Source organism: Kitasatospora sp. MBT63 (assembly GCF_000710465.2).
GTDB lineage: Bacteria > Actinomycetota > Actinomycetes > Streptomycetales > Streptomycetaceae > Kitasatospora.
Genome location: NZ_JAIZ01000082.1, coordinates 1 through 13899, shown reverse-complemented (window position 1 = coordinate 13899; position 13899 = coordinate 1). Strand labels below are relative to the sequence as shown.

The 13899-nt window shown below is 74.7% G+C and carries 15 protein-coding genes and 1 pseudogene; 8 read left to right on the top strand and 8 right to left on the bottom strand.

The genetic code is table 11. The features are described 5' to 3' along the window. Positions 1-105: 105 nt before the first annotated feature. Positions 106-1835, bottom strand: a pseudogene (locus tag AA75_RS05710) (FAD-dependent oxidoreductase). Here AA75_RS05710 and AA75_RS05705 point away from each other — a divergent pair. The 3 genes from AA75_RS05705 (at position 1815) to AA75_RS05695 (ending at position 3715) form a co-directional block, all read left to right on the top strand. Next, positions 1815-2213 carry a nuclear transport factor 2 family protein gene (locus AA75_RS05705; RefSeq protein ID WP_051811898.1) on the top strand — a complete coding sequence of 133 codons (399 nt, stop codon included), beginning with the start codon at positions 1815-1817 and terminating at the stop codon, positions 2211-2213. The pseudogene AA75_RS05710 and the gene AA75_RS05705 sit on opposite strands and share 21 nt — an antisense overlap. Positions 2214-2658: 445 nt before the next feature. After that, positions 2659-3051, top strand: coding sequence for a hypothetical protein (locus tag AA75_RS05700; protein ID WP_033818652.1), 393 nt, complete (start codon positions 2659-2661; stop codon positions 3049-3051). Positions 3052-3181: 130 nt separating this feature from the next. Continuing rightward, a complete protein-coding gene (locus tag AA75_RS05695; protein WP_051811897.1) occupies positions 3182-3715 on the top strand; it encodes a DUF6328 family protein in 534 nt (177 codons plus the stop codon). Positions 3716-3736: 21 nt separating this feature from the next. Here AA75_RS05695 and AA75_RS50785 read toward each other — a convergent pair whose 3' ends face one another. From AA75_RS50785 to AA75_RS05680, 3 genes are all read right to left on the bottom strand, one after another. Next, positions 3737-4198, bottom strand: a complete 462-nt coding sequence (locus AA75_RS50785; protein ID WP_063794282.1) for a hypothetical protein — start codon at positions 4196-4198, stop codon at positions 3737-3739. A gap of 73 nt (positions 4199-4271) precedes the next feature. Next, the gene (locus AA75_RS05685) at positions 4272-4739 is read right to left on the bottom strand and encodes an SsgA family sporulation/cell division regulator (RefSeq protein WP_158515443.1); all 468 of its coding nucleotides are present in this window, start codon (positions 4737-4739) and stop codon (positions 4272-4274) included. A 111-nt stretch (positions 4740-4850) separates the two neighbouring features. Beyond that, complete coding sequence (locus AA75_RS05680) at positions 4851-5162, bottom strand: DUF3040 domain-containing protein (protein ID WP_033818651.1); 312 nt, start codon at positions 5160-5162, stop codon at positions 4851-4853. Positions 5163-5393: 231 nt separating this feature from the next. Here AA75_RS05680 and AA75_RS05675 point away from each other — a divergent pair, with 231 nt between their 5' ends. Further along, positions 5394-5927 (top strand): ferritin-like domain-containing protein, encoded by a 534-nt coding sequence (locus AA75_RS05675; protein WP_051811895.1) that lies wholly within the window; start codon positions 5394-5396, stop codon positions 5925-5927. A gap of 68 nt (positions 5928-5995) precedes the next feature. Here the strand turns inward: AA75_RS05675 and AA75_RS05670 are convergent, their stop codons facing one another. Further along, positions 5996-6412 carry a VOC family protein gene (locus AA75_RS05670; RefSeq protein ID WP_033818655.1) on the bottom strand — a complete coding sequence of 139 codons (417 nt, stop codon included), beginning with the start codon at positions 6410-6412 and terminating at the stop codon, positions 5996-5998. 10 nt (positions 6413-6422) lie between these two features. Then, on the bottom strand, positions 6423-6797 hold the full coding sequence (locus AA75_RS05665; protein WP_199520266.1) for a helix-turn-helix transcriptional regulator: 375 nt from the start codon (positions 6795-6797) through the stop codon (positions 6423-6425). 188 nt (positions 6798-6985) lie between these two features. On the opposite strand from AA75_RS05665, the gene AA75_RS05660 reads away from it, so the two are divergent. Then, positions 6986-7396 (top strand): VOC family protein, encoded by a 411-nt coding sequence (locus tag AA75_RS05660; protein ID WP_033818649.1) that lies wholly within the window; start codon positions 6986-6988, stop codon positions 7394-7396. An 80-nt stretch (positions 7397-7476) separates the two neighbouring features. Beyond that, positions 7477-9882 (top strand): excinuclease ABC subunit UvrA, encoded by a 2406-nt coding sequence (locus tag AA75_RS05655; protein ID WP_033818648.1) that lies wholly within the window; start codon positions 7477-7479, stop codon positions 9880-9882. A 467-nt stretch (positions 9883-10349) separates the two neighbouring features. On the opposite strand, the gene AA75_RS05650 is transcribed toward AA75_RS05655, so the two are convergent. Next, entirely contained in the window at positions 10350-10727 is a 378-nt protein-coding gene (locus AA75_RS05650) for an STAS domain-containing protein (RefSeq protein ID WP_033818647.1), read from the bottom strand. A gap of 162 nt (positions 10728-10889) precedes the next feature. Between AA75_RS05650 and AA75_RS05645 the strand changes: the two genes are divergently transcribed. Further along, positions 10890-12035, top strand: coding sequence for a glycosyltransferase (locus AA75_RS05645; protein ID WP_051811894.1), 1146 nt, complete (start codon positions 10890-10892; stop codon positions 12033-12035). A 51-nt stretch (positions 12036-12086) separates the two neighbouring features. Here AA75_RS05645 and AA75_RS05640 read toward each other — a convergent pair whose 3' ends face one another. Next, complete coding sequence (locus AA75_RS05640) at positions 12087-13064, bottom strand: SigB/SigF/SigG family RNA polymerase sigma factor (protein ID WP_233288935.1); 978 nt, start codon at positions 13062-13064, stop codon at positions 12087-12089. A gap of 327 nt (positions 13065-13391) precedes the next feature. Between AA75_RS05640 and AA75_RS05635 the strand changes: the two genes are divergently transcribed. Then, positions 13392-13724 carry a hypothetical protein gene (locus AA75_RS05635; RefSeq protein ID WP_033818646.1) on the top strand — a complete coding sequence of 111 codons (333 nt, stop codon included), beginning with the start codon at positions 13392-13394 and terminating at the stop codon, positions 13722-13724. Positions 13725-13899: the final 175 nt, after the last annotated feature.

Here is a 13899-nt window from a genome sequence, read left to right as displayed (position 1 = left end):
GCGAGCGGGCCGCTGTGGACCCTGGACCTCGGTACGGCCCGCTGAGCGATCCGCCACCGAAGCGGCCGGGCGCGGAGGCCGGGCCGCCGGGTGCGGCGGCCCGGCTCAGCGGCCGGCGTCCGGCCGTCCCGCCCAGGCGGTGAGGGCCCGGACCCGCTCGGCCCGGCGGCGGTCCGGGGCGGTGGTGCGGGTGGCCCAGGCCACGTGCCCGTCGGGGCGCACCAGCACCTCGGTGACGTCCGCCAGCAGGGGGTGTGCCCGGCGGGTGGCGGCTGCGAGGGCGGTGACGCGCCGGGCCCAGCCGCCGCGGACGGGCCCCGGCCCGTCCGGTGCCCGGTCGCCGCAGGTGTCCCGGTCGCCGAACGATTCCCGGTCGCCGGTCAGGTCGAGCAGGACGAACCGGCCGTCCCGCAGCAGCTCGTGGACGCGGGTCGCGGCCGAGCCCGGGGCGGCCAGCGGGACGTCGGGCATCCGGTGCCCGGTCAGCGGGTCGGCGTCGGGCGCGGACGGCGGGTAGACGGTGTCGAGCCCGGCGACCTGCCCGGCGATCCGGCGGTTGACGGGGGCCAGTTCGAGCAGGCCGCCGATCAGGTCGCGCAGCGCCGCCCCCGGCCGCCGGTACTGCGACACCAGGGTCAGCTCCCACAGCAGGGTCTGCACCTCGGTGTTGGCGGTGACTGCGGCGCCGACCGGGTGGCGTTCGTCGTGGTAGGTGTCGAGCAGGCCGGGCGGCGCCCAGCCGTTGACCTCGGCGGCCAGCTTCCAGCCCAGGTTGGCGGCGTCCTGGAGGCCGGTGTTGAGCCCCTGTCCGGCCGCCGGGAAGTGGATGTGGGCGGCGTCGCCGGCCAGCAGCAGCCGGCCCTGGCGGTAGCGGGCGGCGAGCCGGGTGGCGTTGCCGAAGCGGGACAGCCAGCGCGGCCGGGCCACCCCGAGGTCGCTGCCGCAGGCACGCACCAGGGCGGCGCGCAGTTCGTCGGGGGTGACCGGCTCGGCGGAGGGGACCCGCATCCGCTCCGGGTCGATCAGCACGATCCGGGTGAGGCCGCCGGCCATCGGGACGGCCAGCACGCCGTGTTCGGCGGCGAGGGCGGGCCCGTCCGGGCCGATGACCTCGAAGTCGCCGAGCATCCCGGTCAGTGTCTCGTCGGTGCCGGGGAAGTCGATCCCGGCCGCGGTCCGTACGACGCTGCGCCCGCCGTCGCAGCCCACCACGTAGGCGGACCGGATCTCCCGTACGGCGCCGTCCGGGCCGCGCACCTCGGCCTCGGCGGCGTCGGCGTCCTGACGGACCGTCAGCACGTCGTGTCCGCGCCGCGGGGCGGCGCCGAGCCCGGCGGCCCGCTCTTCCAGCACCTCCTCGGTGCGGTCCTGCGGGAGGAAGAGGGTGTGGCGGGGCGGGTGTCGAGGGCGGTGAGGTCCAGCCGGGTGGCCAGTCCGGCGAAGTGCCAGTCGGGCACGGTCCGGCCGAGGGCGAGGACCCGGTCGGCCCAGCCGCGCTGGTCCAGCACCTCGAGGCTGCGCGGGTGCAGGGTCAGCGCGCGGGAGTTGCGCTGCCGCGCGGTCCGCCGGTCGAGGAGTTCCACCCGCACGCCGGCCTGGGCCAGTTCCGCCGCGAGCATCAGTCCGGTCGGGCCCGCCCCCACCACGACGACATCGGTCTCGGTCACCATCGGTCCTCCCGCATCCTTTAGTGAACGTCGTTCACGTGAACGACGTTCACTATACCCTTCCCGGCGGGCGGCCCGGGCCCCGTACGGATGCCGCGCCGTCGCGCCCCCGCAGGCGCGGGCCCGGCAGGGCCTAAGGTGCGGGCCATGACGGAAGAAGCCGCTCACCACACCCGGCTCGAACGCATCCTGGGGATCCCGCTCGCACCGGACGCGGTCCGGCAGTGGCCGCAGAGCGGCGAACTGATCCGCGGCCGCGACCGGATCGCCGAGGTGGAGTCGCACTTCGTCGGCCTGCGGATCGGGATCGGGCGGCGGCACACCCACGGCGACACCGTCGTGGTCGAGTGGAGCACCGACTACGGCGACGGCCGGGTCTACCGCAACGTCTCGATCGCTGAGACGGCCGACGGCCGGGCCGTCCGGATCACCGATTACTGGGGCGAGCCGTTCACCCCGCCGGCCTGGCGCCACCCGCTCGCCGAGAGGCTCGACATGCCCCCGGACGGCCCGTGGCCACCGGGCAGTGCGCTGCTCCCGGACTGACCCGGAGCAGGGCCCGGGAACAGCGTGTGACCGAGCGCTCTACCCAACCGGTATGGACGCGAAACACCAGGTTCGTCCACACTGAATCGACAAGACGGCAGGTCGGCCCCACGCCGGCACCCGACCGCACCCGGTCCCGACCGTCCTCGGCCGACGCCGCCGCGTGTGTATCCCACCCGGCGGCGCAGGCCGCAGCGCCAAGCGTGGCGGCTCCGCCCGACCGGGCTCCGCTCGCACCGTGCCCCGCCGACCGCCCTGCGGCCGGGCGGGCCCACGGGTCGCGAACCACCGGTGAAGCCCGTCCGTGTCCCCCCGCCGGACCGGCCAGCCGGACTCCGCCCTCCGCCCGGCCCCGCGCGTGTCCCACCCGCGCCGGGGCGCAGCCCAGGACGGAGACCGCGGAGGTCCGCACCGCAGCGGCCCCCGCTCCCCGAGGAGCTCATCCATGAGGACCGCCCACCACTATCCGACCGGCACGAGGTCCGCCTCGTACCTGCGCTGCTATCCGGCCGACACCTGGCGGATGACCGCGCACCGGGAGATGCTCAGCCGCCACGCGCACCGGCTCGGACTGCCGGAACCCGTCGTCTTCATCGACAACGGCTGCCGGTCGTTCGATCCCCTGCCCCGGCTCGAACAGCTGCTGGGTCATGCGGCCGAGGGGCTCTTCCACGTGGTGCTCATCCCGGGTTCCTGGGTCTTCAGCCTGGACGACACCGAGGCGCACCGGGTCCGTCGGCGACTGGCCGCGCACGGCTGTCAGGTACTGGAACCGCCGCGCGGCACCCGCCCGGGACCGGGCGGCGGCCGCGCGCTGCCCGGCTTCGGCCCCCACTGACGCACGGCAACATCCCGCCCACCGGTGGACGGCCGGTCGGCGGGCCTCGCCACGTACGCGGCCGGGCCGTGGTGCGATGGGACCGGCGCTCGCGGCCGGGCGCGCCGCGCACAGAGGAGGCGGACGGTCCATGGCAGCCCAACCTCCCGGCAGCCCGCCCGGCGCCTCGGACGAGCCCCTCGACAGCCGCCACGAGAGCCCCGAGCAGCGGGCGGACCGGCGCTGGGGAGATCTGCTGCAGGAGGTGCGGATCGCGCAGACCGGTGCGCAGATCATGTTCGGTTTCATGCTGACCGTCGCCTTCACCCCCCGCTTCGCCACCCTGCAGGGCTTCGACCGCGGCCTGTACGTCGCCGTGGTGACCTGCGGCGCCGTGGCCACCGGGACGCTGATCGCGCCGGTCGGTTACCACCGGGTGCTGGCGGGACGCCATCTGAAGTCGAAGATGGTGACCGCGGTCAGCCGGCTGGTCGCCCTCGGGGCGGCGCTGCTCGCGCTGACGGTCGGCGGCGCGCTGCTCCTGCTGCTGCGGGTCGCCGGCCTGCACGCTGCGGCGTGGCTGGTCGCGGGCCTGGTGATGCTCTGGTTCGGGATCTGCTGGCTGGTGCTGCCGGCCGTGCTGCTCCGGCGGGCCCAGGAGCGGACCGGGCCGGGCGTGCGCTGACGCCCGGCAGCGGCGGCCGGTTCAGTGGCCGGTCCGGTGGACCAGGCCGTGGCGGCGGCGTCCGCCTCCCGGTAGTGCGCTGGATCCGTACTCACCGGGCTCGCCCGGCCGGGTGTCCGGGTCCGGTCCGGCCGGTCCGGCCGCCTCGACGGGGTCGACGGGCTCGACGGGGTCGGTGCCGGTCCCCGGGTAGGCCCCGGTGTAGGCCGCCGGCGCGGTCCGACCGGCGGCGGCCCGGGCGGTGCGGAGTTCGGCGGAGCGGCGGCGGGAGCGGCGGACCCCGGCGGCGATCAGCAGACCGCCGAGGCCGACCAGGAGGGTCAGTGCGATGCCGGCGAGGAAGGCGGTGAGGCTGTCCACGGTGGCCACCTCGGTGCCGAGGACGGTCGCCGTGTAGTCCGGGCCGCCGCCGAGGTTGTCCGCGATCAGCAGGCCGGTGAAGGCGCCCGCCGCGGCGAGCAGCAGTACTCCGAGCAGAATCATCCGGGTGTCCCCTTCCGGGAGTCTTCCGGGGTCGGTCCCCCGGGCGTCTGCCCGGGAGACGGCGGTCCACGCGTCACGGTCTCGGGTCTTCCGCCCGGGTCCCGGTGCCGGTGGTGGGCCGGCGGCCGTCGTCGTCCAAGGTCTGCCTGATCCAGCCGTCGAGGTCCGCCCGGTACTGCTCGCGCCCGCTCGGGACCCCGGCGAAGCTGCGCTGCAGGAACTCCTCCAGTGCAGCGCTCGGGGTGCGCAGCACGGCCGTCGAACCGTCCACCCCGCGCAGCAGCAGCAGGACGTGGCGGTGGCCGATCTCCGGTTCGATCAGGACGTCGCCCTGGCCGGCCGGCACGCCCAGGCCCTCGGCGAGCAGGTCACGGGCGAACACCCAGTGCTCGGGGGCGCCGGCGGGGACGTGGAAGTCGACGTGCACGGCGAACGGGTCGCGGGGGTCGTGGGTCCAGGTCGACCTGACCGGCAGCTCGATGGCCGGGGCGAGCAGGAGGAGGGCGGGGACGGTGGTCGTCACTCGGGTCGGGGGCGTCATACGGGCCTCGACTCCTTCCATCGGCCGTCAGGCCGTTGCGGGCGCGGGCGTCACGCGGCCCGTGTGCCCGGCGGCGGCGAGCCGAAACAGGCGGGCGATCCCGCTCCCGGCTCACCGGGTGCGCCGCCGTCGCCGGCCGATCAGCCCCGCGAGGGCGGTCAGCGCCGCCGCCCAGGCCAGCCCGAGGACGACCAGGACGGCCGCCGTAGGCTCCCGGACGGCCGCCGCCAGGCACAGTGCGGCGCCCATCAGCAGCATGACCACCGTCGTCGCCCGCACGGCGAGCAGCGCGGTCCGCGCGCGGACCGTCCAGGCCGGGGTCATGGTGCTGAGCCGCCGGTCGAGCCGGGTGTCGCTGCGCAGGTGCTCCTCGATCGACTGCAGGATCTGCCGTTCCTGCCCGGACATCGACGATCCGTCCATCGTCGCCACCTCCGTACCCGTCGGCGACGGCCCCTCTGTTGGCCCGCTACCCGGGCGGAGGCGGTTCCAACCTGTTCCGGCCGGTTTCGGTCGGTTCGCGGCGATTGAGTGCCAACTGTCCTGGTATCGGCCGGTTACTGCCGGTGCCGACCGGTTTCCAGGTCGGCCGTACGGACATACGCTCGACCCGGGGGCCGGGCGACCCGGCCGGGGCGGACGAGGAGGACTGGGATGAGCGACAGCCTGGCGCTGGACGTCGACCGGATCAGCCGGGAGGCCCTGCGGACCATCGCCGCCGGTCCGGTGGCCGACCGCGCGGGCCTCGACACCGAGCGCGTGATCAGTGTGCTGAACGATGTCGTGGCGGCTGAGGTGGTTGCGTGGCTGCGGTACACCCGGCACTCGGTGACCGCCCGCCGCGGCGACCGTTCGGCGGCGAGCGACCGGTTCGACGCGCTAGCGGAGCGGGCGATGCGGCACGCGACGGCGGTCGCGGACCGGATCACCCAGCTCGGCGGGCGCCCCAACTTCGACCCCGCCACCCTCGCCCAGCGCGCCCACACCGACTACTCGGTGACCGACGCCTCGGCGCTGCGCACGCTGTGGGAGCAGAACCTCCAGGCGACCCGGATCGTGGTGGCCGCGTACCGCTCGATCATCGGCTGGCTGGGCGACCAGGACCGGCAGACCCGGGAGTTGATGGAGTCGCTGCTGGCGGACGAGCGGCGCAGCGAGCAGGAGCTGGCCGCGCAGCTGGCGCCCTGAGCCTGCGCGACCGGGCGCCGCCGGCCGGGCCGGCGGCGCGGGAGTGGCCGCGGCGGGGTTGGCGGGGATCAGGTCCCGAGGGGCTGGGTGAAGCGCAGCATGTTGCCGGCCGGGTCGCGGAAGGCGCAGTCCCGCACGCCGTAGGGCTGGTCCATCGGCTCCTGGAGGACCTCGCCGCCCGCGGCGCTGATCCGCTCGAAGGTGGCGTCGCAGTCGTCGGTGCCGAAGATGACGCCGCGCAGCAGGCCCTTGGCCATCAGCTCGGCCATGGCCAGCCGGTCGGCCGGGGAGGCGTTGGGGTCGGCGGCGGGCGGTTCGAGGACCACGTTCACGTCGGGCTGCGAGGGTGCGCCGACGGTCACCCAGCGCATCCCCTCGAACCCGACGTCGTTGCGCACCTCCAGGCCGAGCACGTCGCGGTAGAAGGCGATCGCCTTGTCGTGGTCGTCGACGGCGATGAAACATTGGGAGAGGCTGATGTTCATGGCGTACACGCTACGACCGGCCGCCCGGGGATGCTTCTCCGTTCCTGACCGGTCTGGTGTGGATCTTGGCGATGCAGGCGGGGATGGCGGCGCCGTCCTCGTGGTCGCGGGCCCGGTAGGCGCTCGGGCTCTCGCCGACGAGTTCGGTGAAACGCGAGCTGAACGAGCCCAGCGAGGTACAGCCGACCGCGAAGCAGACCTCGGTCACGGTGAGGTCGCCGCGGCGCAGCAGCGCCTTGGCCCGCTCGATCCGACGGGTCATCAGGTAGCTGTAGGGCGTCTCGCCGTAGGCGGCGCGGAAGCTGCGGGAGAAGTGGCCGGCGGACATCAGCGCCTCGCGGGCCAGCGCCGGTACGTCGAGCGGCTCGGCGTAGTCGCGGTCCATCCGGTCGCGGGCCCGTCGCAACCGGACCAGGTCGTCGAGGCTCTGCCGTCTCACCCGGCCAGTCTCCCACAGCGGCCGTGCCCGGGGCGGTGGTTCGCGGCGCGGCCGGACCGGCCGGGGAGTGGGTGCGGGGAACCGGTCAGGAATGGAGAAGCCCCCGCGTCCGGCGGCTGCCTAGCCTGAGGGCCATGGACATCAGCATTCACTGGACCTTCCTCCCCCACCACGACCCGGAGGCCTCGCTGGCCTTCTACCGCGACCTCCTCGGCCTCGAGGTCCGCAACGACGTCGGCGCGGGCGCGATGCGCTGGATCACGCTCGGCCCGGCCGGCCGGCCCGGCACCGCGGTCGTCCTGGAGCCGCCGGCCGCCGATCCCGGGATCACCGAGGACGAGCGCCGCACCATCGCCGAGATGATGGCCAAGGGCAGCTACGCCCGGATCACCCTGGCCACCGCCGACCTCGACGGCACCTTCGCCCGGCTGAAGGGCGGCGGCGCCGAGGTCGTCCAGGAGCCGACCGAGCAGCCCTACGGGTTCCGTGACTGCGCGTTCCGGGATCCGGCCGGGAACCTGGTCCGCATCAACGAGGTCCGCTGACCCCGGACTGGTTAGATCGGAGCCAGGCGACGCCGGCGGGGGCCGCGGAGGCGGCCCCCGCCCGACGGGATGGAGAGACGATGAGCAAGGCCACGGGGACGGACACGCGGTCGCCCGCGCCGCACAGTGCCGACAGCCACGATCTGATCCGCGTGCACGGCGCGCGCGTGAACAACCTGAAGGACGTCAGCATCGAGATCCCGAAGCGCCGGCTGACGGTGTTCACCGGCGTCTCCGGTTCGGGCAAGTCCTCGCTGGTGTTCGGCACGATCGCGGCGGAGTCGCAGCGGCTGATCAACGAGACCTACAGCGCGTTCGTCCAGGGCTTCATGCCGACCATGGCCCGGCCCGAGGTGGACGTCCTGGACGGGCTGACCACCGCGATCAGCGTCGACCAGCAGCGGCTGGGCGCCGATCCGCGCTCCACGGTCGGCACCGCCACCGACGCCAACGCGATGCTGCGGATCCTGTTCAGCCGGCTCGGCAGCCCGCAGATCGGCCCGCCCTCGGCGTACGCCTTCAACGTCCCCTCGGTCCGGGCGAGCGGTGCGATCACCGTCGAGCGCGGCGCCCGGAAGGCCGTGAAGGCGACCTTCAACCGCACCGGCGGCATGTGCCCGCGCTGCGAGGGCCGGGGCACGGTCACCGACATCGACCTGACCCAGCTGTACGACGACTCCAAGTCGCTCGCCGAGGGCGCGTTCACCATCCCCGGCTGGAAGTCGGACAGCTTCTGGACCGTGCGGGTCTACGCCGAGTCGGGCCTGCTCGACCCGGACAAGCCGATCCGCAAGTACACCAAGAAGGAGATGCACGACTTCCTGTACCGGGAGCCGACCAAGGTGAAGGTGGAGGGCGTCAACCTCACCTACGAGGGGCTGATCCCGAAGATCCAGAAGTCCTTCCTGTCCAAGGACAAGGAGGCGCTGCAGCCGCACATCCGGGCGTTCGTGGAGCGGGCGGTCACCTTCACCACCTGCCCCGAGTGCGACGGCACCCGGCTCAGCGAGGGCGCCCGGTCGTCCAGGATCGGGCGGATCAGCATCGCCGACGCCTGTTCGATGGAGATCCGGGACCTCGCGGAGTGGGTCCGCGGCCTGGACGAGCCGTCGGTGGCGCCGCTGCTGACCGCGCTCGGGCAGAGCCTGGACTCGTTCGTGGAGATCGGCCTGGGGTACCTCTCGCTCGACCGGCCGGCCGGGACGCTGTCGGGCGGCGAGGCGCAGCGCGTCAAGATGATCCGCCACCTCGGCTCCTCGCTCACGGACGTGACCTACGTCTTCGACGAGCCGACCATCGGCCTGCACCCGCACGACATCCAGCGGATGAACGGCCTGCTGCTGCGCCTGCGGGACAAGGGCAACACCGTGCTCGTGGTGGAGCACAAGCCGGAGCTGATCGCGATCGCCGACCACGTGGTCGACCTCGGCCCCGGTGCCGGTTCGGCGGGCGGCACGGTCTGCTTCGAGGGCTCCCTCGAGGGACTGCGGGCCTCGGACACCGTCACCGGACGCCACCTCGACGACCGGGCGTCGCTGAAGGAGTCGGTGCGGACGCCGACCGGCGCGCTGGAGGTCCGCGGCGCGAGCGCGAACAACCTGCGCGACGTCGACGTGGACATCCCGCTCGGGGTGCTCACCGTGATCACCGGTGTGGCGGGCTCCGGAAAGAGTTCGCTGGTGCAGGGGTCGCTGGTCAAGGGCCCGGGGGCGGAGGAGGCCGGTGTGGTCTCGGTCGACCAGGGCGCGATCGGCGGCTCGCGGCGGAGCAACCCGGCGACGTACACGGGTCTGCTGGACCCGATCCGCAAGGCGTTCGCGAAGGCCAACGGCGTGAAGCCGGCGCTGTTCAGCGCCAACTCCGAGGGGGCCTGCCCCACCTGCAACGGCATCGGCGTGGTGTACACCGACCTCGCGATGATGGCGGGCGTCGCGACCGTATGCGAGGAGTGCGAGGGCCGGCGGTTCCAGGCGTCGGTGCTGGAGTACCGGCTCGGCGGGCGGGACATCAGCGAGGTGCTGGCGATGTCGGTGACCGAGGCGGAGGAGTTCTTCGGCGCGGGCGAGGCCCACACCCCGGCGGCGCACCGCATCCTGGTCCGGCTCGCCGATGTCGGGCTCGGCTACCTCGGCCTCGGGCAGCCGCTCACCACGCTGTCCGGCGGCGAGCGGCAGCGGCTCAAGCTGGCCACGCACATGGGCGACAAGGGCGGTGTCTACGTGCTGGACGAGCCGACCACGGGTCTGCACCTGGCCGATGTGGAGCAACTGCTGGGCCTGCTCGACCGGCTGGTGGACGCCGGGAAGTCGGTCATCGTGATCGAGCACCACCAGGCGGTCATGGCGCACGCCGACTGGATCATCGACCTCGGTCCGGGCGCCGGCCACGACGGCGGCCGGATCGTCTTCGAGGGCACGCCCGCCGACCTGGTGGCCGCCCGCTCCACCCTCACCGGCGAGCACCTCGCGGCGTACGTCGGCGCCTGACCGCGGGCGCCCGGCCGCGGGGGCTCTGCTCGGCCGCGGGGCCACCTCCAGCCACACCGTCTTGCCGTGCTCGTGCAGCGCGTACCCCCAGTCGGCGGCGAGCCGGTCGACCACCCGGAGTCCGTGGCCGCTGGGAATGCCGGGGTGCTGGCCGGCGGCCAGGCGCGGCAGCTCGCGGCTGCCGTCGGAGACCTCCACCCGGATCGCCGGCCCGGCCGACACCAGGGCGAGTTCGTTCGGCCCGCCGGCGTGCAGGCAGGCGTTGGTGACCAGTTCGGTGACCAGCAGCAGGACGTCCCCGGCCAGCTCCTGCCCCTCCCGGTCGGCGGCCGGCAGCCAGCCCCAGTCCTCCAGCGCGGTGAGCGCGAACGCCCGGGAGCGGCCGACCGATCCGCGCGGCTCGCCCAGCAGCAGCCGACGTACCTGGCCGACCGGGGGGTACGCGGCGGCGGGGCGGGCGGTGTCCATCAGCGGCCGCCCGGACCCGCGAGGGCCTCGTCCAGCGTGCCGTACACCTCGAAGACCTCCTGGGTGCCGGTGACCTCCAGCATCCGGGCGACCATCGGCGCGGGCCGGGCCAGCACCAGGTCGCCGCCGCCCTCGCGCGCCGCCGAGCGGGCGTTCAGCAGCAGGTTGAGTCCGGTGGAGTCGCAGAACAGGAGTCCCTCGCAGTCGACCACGGTCCGCCCGCCGGGCCCGGCCGTCCGAGCCGCGTGCAGCGCGCGTTCCAGGGGCTCCGCGGTCTCATGGTCCAGCTCGCCGTCCGGGCGGACCAGCACGCCCGACTCCCAGGGGTGTGCGGACACGGTCAGCCGTCCGGTCGTCCTGCCGGTGTCGGAGTCCATCGGCTCCGCTCCCTCGCCTCGCCGGGATTTCGCCCCTCCACCATAGATCCGCCGCCGCCGCGATTCGCCCGGTCGCTGCGGCCCGGGGGGTTTCAGGGTGCGGCCGACCGGTCAGGAGTCGGGCATACGGTCTGTTGATCGGACTGTCGATCGGAGTCTGGGATGCACATCGCCATCGTCTCCGGAGGACGCCGCCCCACCGACGACGCGGTACCCGAGCGGCTGCTCGCCATGGCCGGGGCACTGGCGGCGATCGGCCACCGGGTGACCCTGACCGGCCGGTGGGAGGCGGCGCTGCCGGCCGGGTACGAGTTGCCCCCCGAGGTCGTTATCCGGCCGCTCGACTCACCCCCGACGGACGGCGCCGGCACCGAGGCACTGCTCGCAATGGTCCCCGCCATGGCCGACCAGCTGGAGCATGGCTGGCGCGCCGACCCCCCGGAGGTCGCGCACGCGATCGGGCTGGACGCCGGGCTGGCCGTGCTGGTCGCCGCGCGCAGCGTCAAGAACCTCTTCACCGTCCACGAGCGGATCGCCGTCCTCCCCGACGAGGGCTCGCTGCCCGCCTCCATGGCCGGGAGCGCGCACCGGCTGCAGAGCGCCGTGGCGCGCAGCGCGGACGCGGTCGTCGCCCGGTCACCGGAGGAGGCCCGGGTGCTGCGGCGGCTGGGCGCGCGGCACGGCCGCGTGATGCTGCTGCCGCAGGGCGTGGACACCGAACGCTTCGCCCCCGCGGGCCGTCACCCGCCGCACGAGGTGGCCCAGCTGCTGTGCCTGGACGGCGGCCGGTCGGCCGCCAGCGTCGGCGCGGCCATCCGGGCGGCGGCCGAGGTGCCCGAGGCCCAGCTGGTGGTGGTCGGCGGCCGGGCGGGCGACACCGGCCCGGGCGCAGGTGCGGGCGCGGGCACGGGCGCGGGTTCAGGCTCGGGCGCGGACGGCGAGGTCCGGCAGGTGCCCGAGGTCCCGCACGAGGCCGTACCGGCGCTGCTGCGCTCCAGCGACATCCTGGTCACCGCGCCGCAGACCGACCCGTCCGGGACGGTCGCCCTGGAGGCGATGGCCTGCGCCGTGCCGGTGGTGGCCGGCGCCGTGGGGGCGCTGCGCAGTCTGGTGGTGGACGACGTGACCGGGCTGCTGGTCCCGCCGGACCGCCCCGACCTGCTGGCCAAGGCGGTCCGGCGGCTGCTGGACGACCCGGCGCTGCGCCAGGCGCTCGGCGTCGCGGGCCTCGACCGGGCCCGGGCGGAGCACTCCTGGCCGGTGGTGGCGGGCCGGCTGGACCGGGTGTACCAGGGGCTGCACCACTGACGGGGGCGCGGTCGCCATGGTCGCCGGCGGCGTGCTGCGCCCCTCGGCGGGTCAGGGTGTCGCCTCGCCGCCGGTCGTCCCGTCCGCGTCGGCGTCCTCCAGCCGTTCGCGCAGCCGGCCGAGGATCCCGGCGAGCAGCCGGGAGACCTGCATCTGCGAGACGCCGATCTCGGCGGCGATCTCGGACTGGGTGTGATCGCCCCAGAACCGGGCCAGCAGCACGGCGCGCTCGCGCGGCGCCAGCTCGTGCAGCAGCGGCCGGACGGCCACCCGGAACTCCACCAGGTCCAGGTCCGGGTCGCAGTGGCCGAGACGCTCGCCCAGGGCGCCGCCGCCGTCGTCGGCGTCGTCGGTGCCCGGGGCGTCCAGCGAGTGGGTGCGGCAGAGGCGGGCGGCCGTCAGGCCGGCGGCGACCTGTTCGGGGGCGAGGTCGAGTTCGGTGGCCAGTTCGGCCTGGGTGGGCGGCCGGCCGAGCCGCTGTTCCAGGCGGTCGGAGCCGCGGGCGGTCACCAGGTACATCTCCTGCATGCTGCGCGGCACCCGGACCGGCCAGGAGGTGTCCCGGAAGAACCGCTTCACCTCGCCGGTGATGGTGGGGACGGCGTACGTCAGGAACTCCACGCCGCGGTCGGGGTCGAAGCCGTCCACGGCCTTGATCAGGCCGACGGTGCCGACCTGGAGGATGTCGTCCAGCTCCTCGCTGCGGTGGCGGAAGCGGGCGGCCACGAAGCGGACCAGCGGCATGTTCAGCTCGATGATCGTGCCGCGGACGTAGCTGTAGTCCCGGCTCTCCCGCTCCAGACCCGCCAGGCGCCGGAACAGCGCGTCACTGAGCGCGCGCGCCTCGGTCTTGCCCATCGAACGCAGCTGCTCGGGGGTGGGGCGCGCCGCGGCGACGGCTTCGGCGGTCAGGTCCGGGTCCGGGGACTGGGCCTGGGCCGGGGCCGGTTCGGGCGCGCTCTCACGCGGCGGGGTCCCGGCGGGCGCGCCCGTACGGTCTGCGGTCAGGGTGATGCTGGCGGTGAGCACGACGTTCAGCTCCCTGCGGGGTCTCGGGGCTCCGGCTCTCCGGCGTGCTCCGGCGCGGGCCGGGGACGCCCGGGGAGGGGAGCTCGTGGTACCGCCCGGCCCGGGCTGAGCCGCGCGGGCCGACGGCGGGAGGCGGGCAGAAGAGACTGCACCTCCATCTGACCGGTCTACCCGGCCGTACGCCGATCACGCCCGATCCACCCTACTTGTCCACAAAAGATCCGAGCCGATCTGGAACGGGCGCATGCCGGAACGCCACCCGGGTAGGCGCGCAGGCGCAAGCCCGAGCGGACCTCGGAACGCGTCGGACGGAGAGGAGCAGCCGCCATGCCCCGTGGAGCGAGCCCCAAGCGCGAACGCCAGTACGAACACATCAAGGAAGGCCTGCTGGAGCGCGGCCGCGACGAGGACACCGCCGAGGAGATCGCCGCCCGGACGGTCAACAAGGAGCGCGCCCGCCACGGCGAGTCCAGGACCGCCGGCCGCAGCTCACTGCAGGACATCTCCTCCGGCCGGCGCGGCGGCCTCCGGTCGCACCAGGGCCCCGGCGGGCGAACGTACCAGCAGCTCTACAACGAGGCGCGGAAGCGCAATCTCAAGGGCCGCTCGAAGATGGACAAGAAGCAGCTCTCCGACGCACTCGGGCACCGGGACGCCTGACGCCCGGGTGCGGACGGCGACGAGAACCGAGGAGGAACCGGACCATGCCCTCCATCCCCGTACCGCCCGGGCCCGACGTCGGCCCGCTGCCGCCCGACCCGGTCCCGGTCCCACCCGAACCCGTCCGGCCCCCGGGCCCGGCCCGCCCGGGCGACCCGCGCCCCGACCCGCCGGT

What these genes read in the sequence shown, in the direction of transcription:
- AA75_RS05705 (WP_051811898.1), top strand. Translation starts at nt 1,815, where the DNA reads ATGACGGAAGAAGCCGCTCACCACACCCGGCTCGAACGCATCCTGGGG.
- AA75_RS05700 (WP_033818652.1), top strand. Translation starts at nt 2,659, where the DNA reads ATGAGGACCGCCCACCACTATCCGACCGGCACGAGGTCCGCCTCGTAC.
- AA75_RS05695 (WP_051811897.1), top strand. Translation starts at nt 3,182, where the DNA reads ATGGCAGCCCAACCTCCCGGCAGCCCGCCCGGCGCCTCGGACGAGCCC.
- AA75_RS50785 (WP_063794282.1), bottom strand. Translation starts at nt 4,198, where the DNA reads ATGATTCTGCTCGGAGTACTGCTGCTCGCCGCGGCGGGCGCCTTCACC.
- AA75_RS05685 (WP_158515443.1), bottom strand. Translation starts at nt 4,739, where the DNA reads ATGACGCCCCCGACCCGAGTGACGACCACCGTCCCCGCCCTCCTCCTG.
- AA75_RS05680 (WP_033818651.1), bottom strand. Translation starts at nt 5,162, where the DNA reads ATGGACGGATCGTCGATGTCCGGGCAGGAACGGCAGATCCTGCAGTCG.
- AA75_RS05675 (WP_051811895.1), top strand. Translation starts at nt 5,394, where the DNA reads ATGAGCGACAGCCTGGCGCTGGACGTCGACCGGATCAGCCGGGAGGCC.
- AA75_RS05670 (WP_033818655.1), bottom strand. Translation starts at nt 6,412, where the DNA reads ATGAACATCAGCCTCTCCCAATGTTTCATCGCCGTCGACGACCACGAC.
- AA75_RS05665 (WP_199520266.1), bottom strand. Translation starts at nt 6,797, where the DNA reads ATGGACCGCGACTACGCCGAGCCGCTCGACGTACCGGCGCTGGCCCGC.
- AA75_RS05660 (WP_033818649.1), top strand. Translation starts at nt 6,986, where the DNA reads ATGGACATCAGCATTCACTGGACCTTCCTCCCCCACCACGACCCGGAG.
- AA75_RS05655 (WP_033818648.1), top strand. Translation starts at nt 7,477, where the DNA reads ATGAGCAAGGCCACGGGGACGGACACGCGGTCGCCCGCGCCGCACAGT.
- AA75_RS05650 (WP_033818647.1), bottom strand. Translation starts at nt 10,727, where the DNA reads ATGGACTCCGACACCGGCAGGACGACCGGACGGCTGACCGTGTCCGCA.
- AA75_RS05645 (WP_051811894.1), top strand. Translation starts at nt 10,890, where the DNA reads ATGCACATCGCCATCGTCTCCGGAGGACGCCGCCCCACCGACGACGCG.
- AA75_RS05635 (WP_033818646.1), top strand. Translation starts at nt 13,392, where the DNA reads ATGCCCCGTGGAGCGAGCCCCAAGCGCGAACGCCAGTACGAACACATC.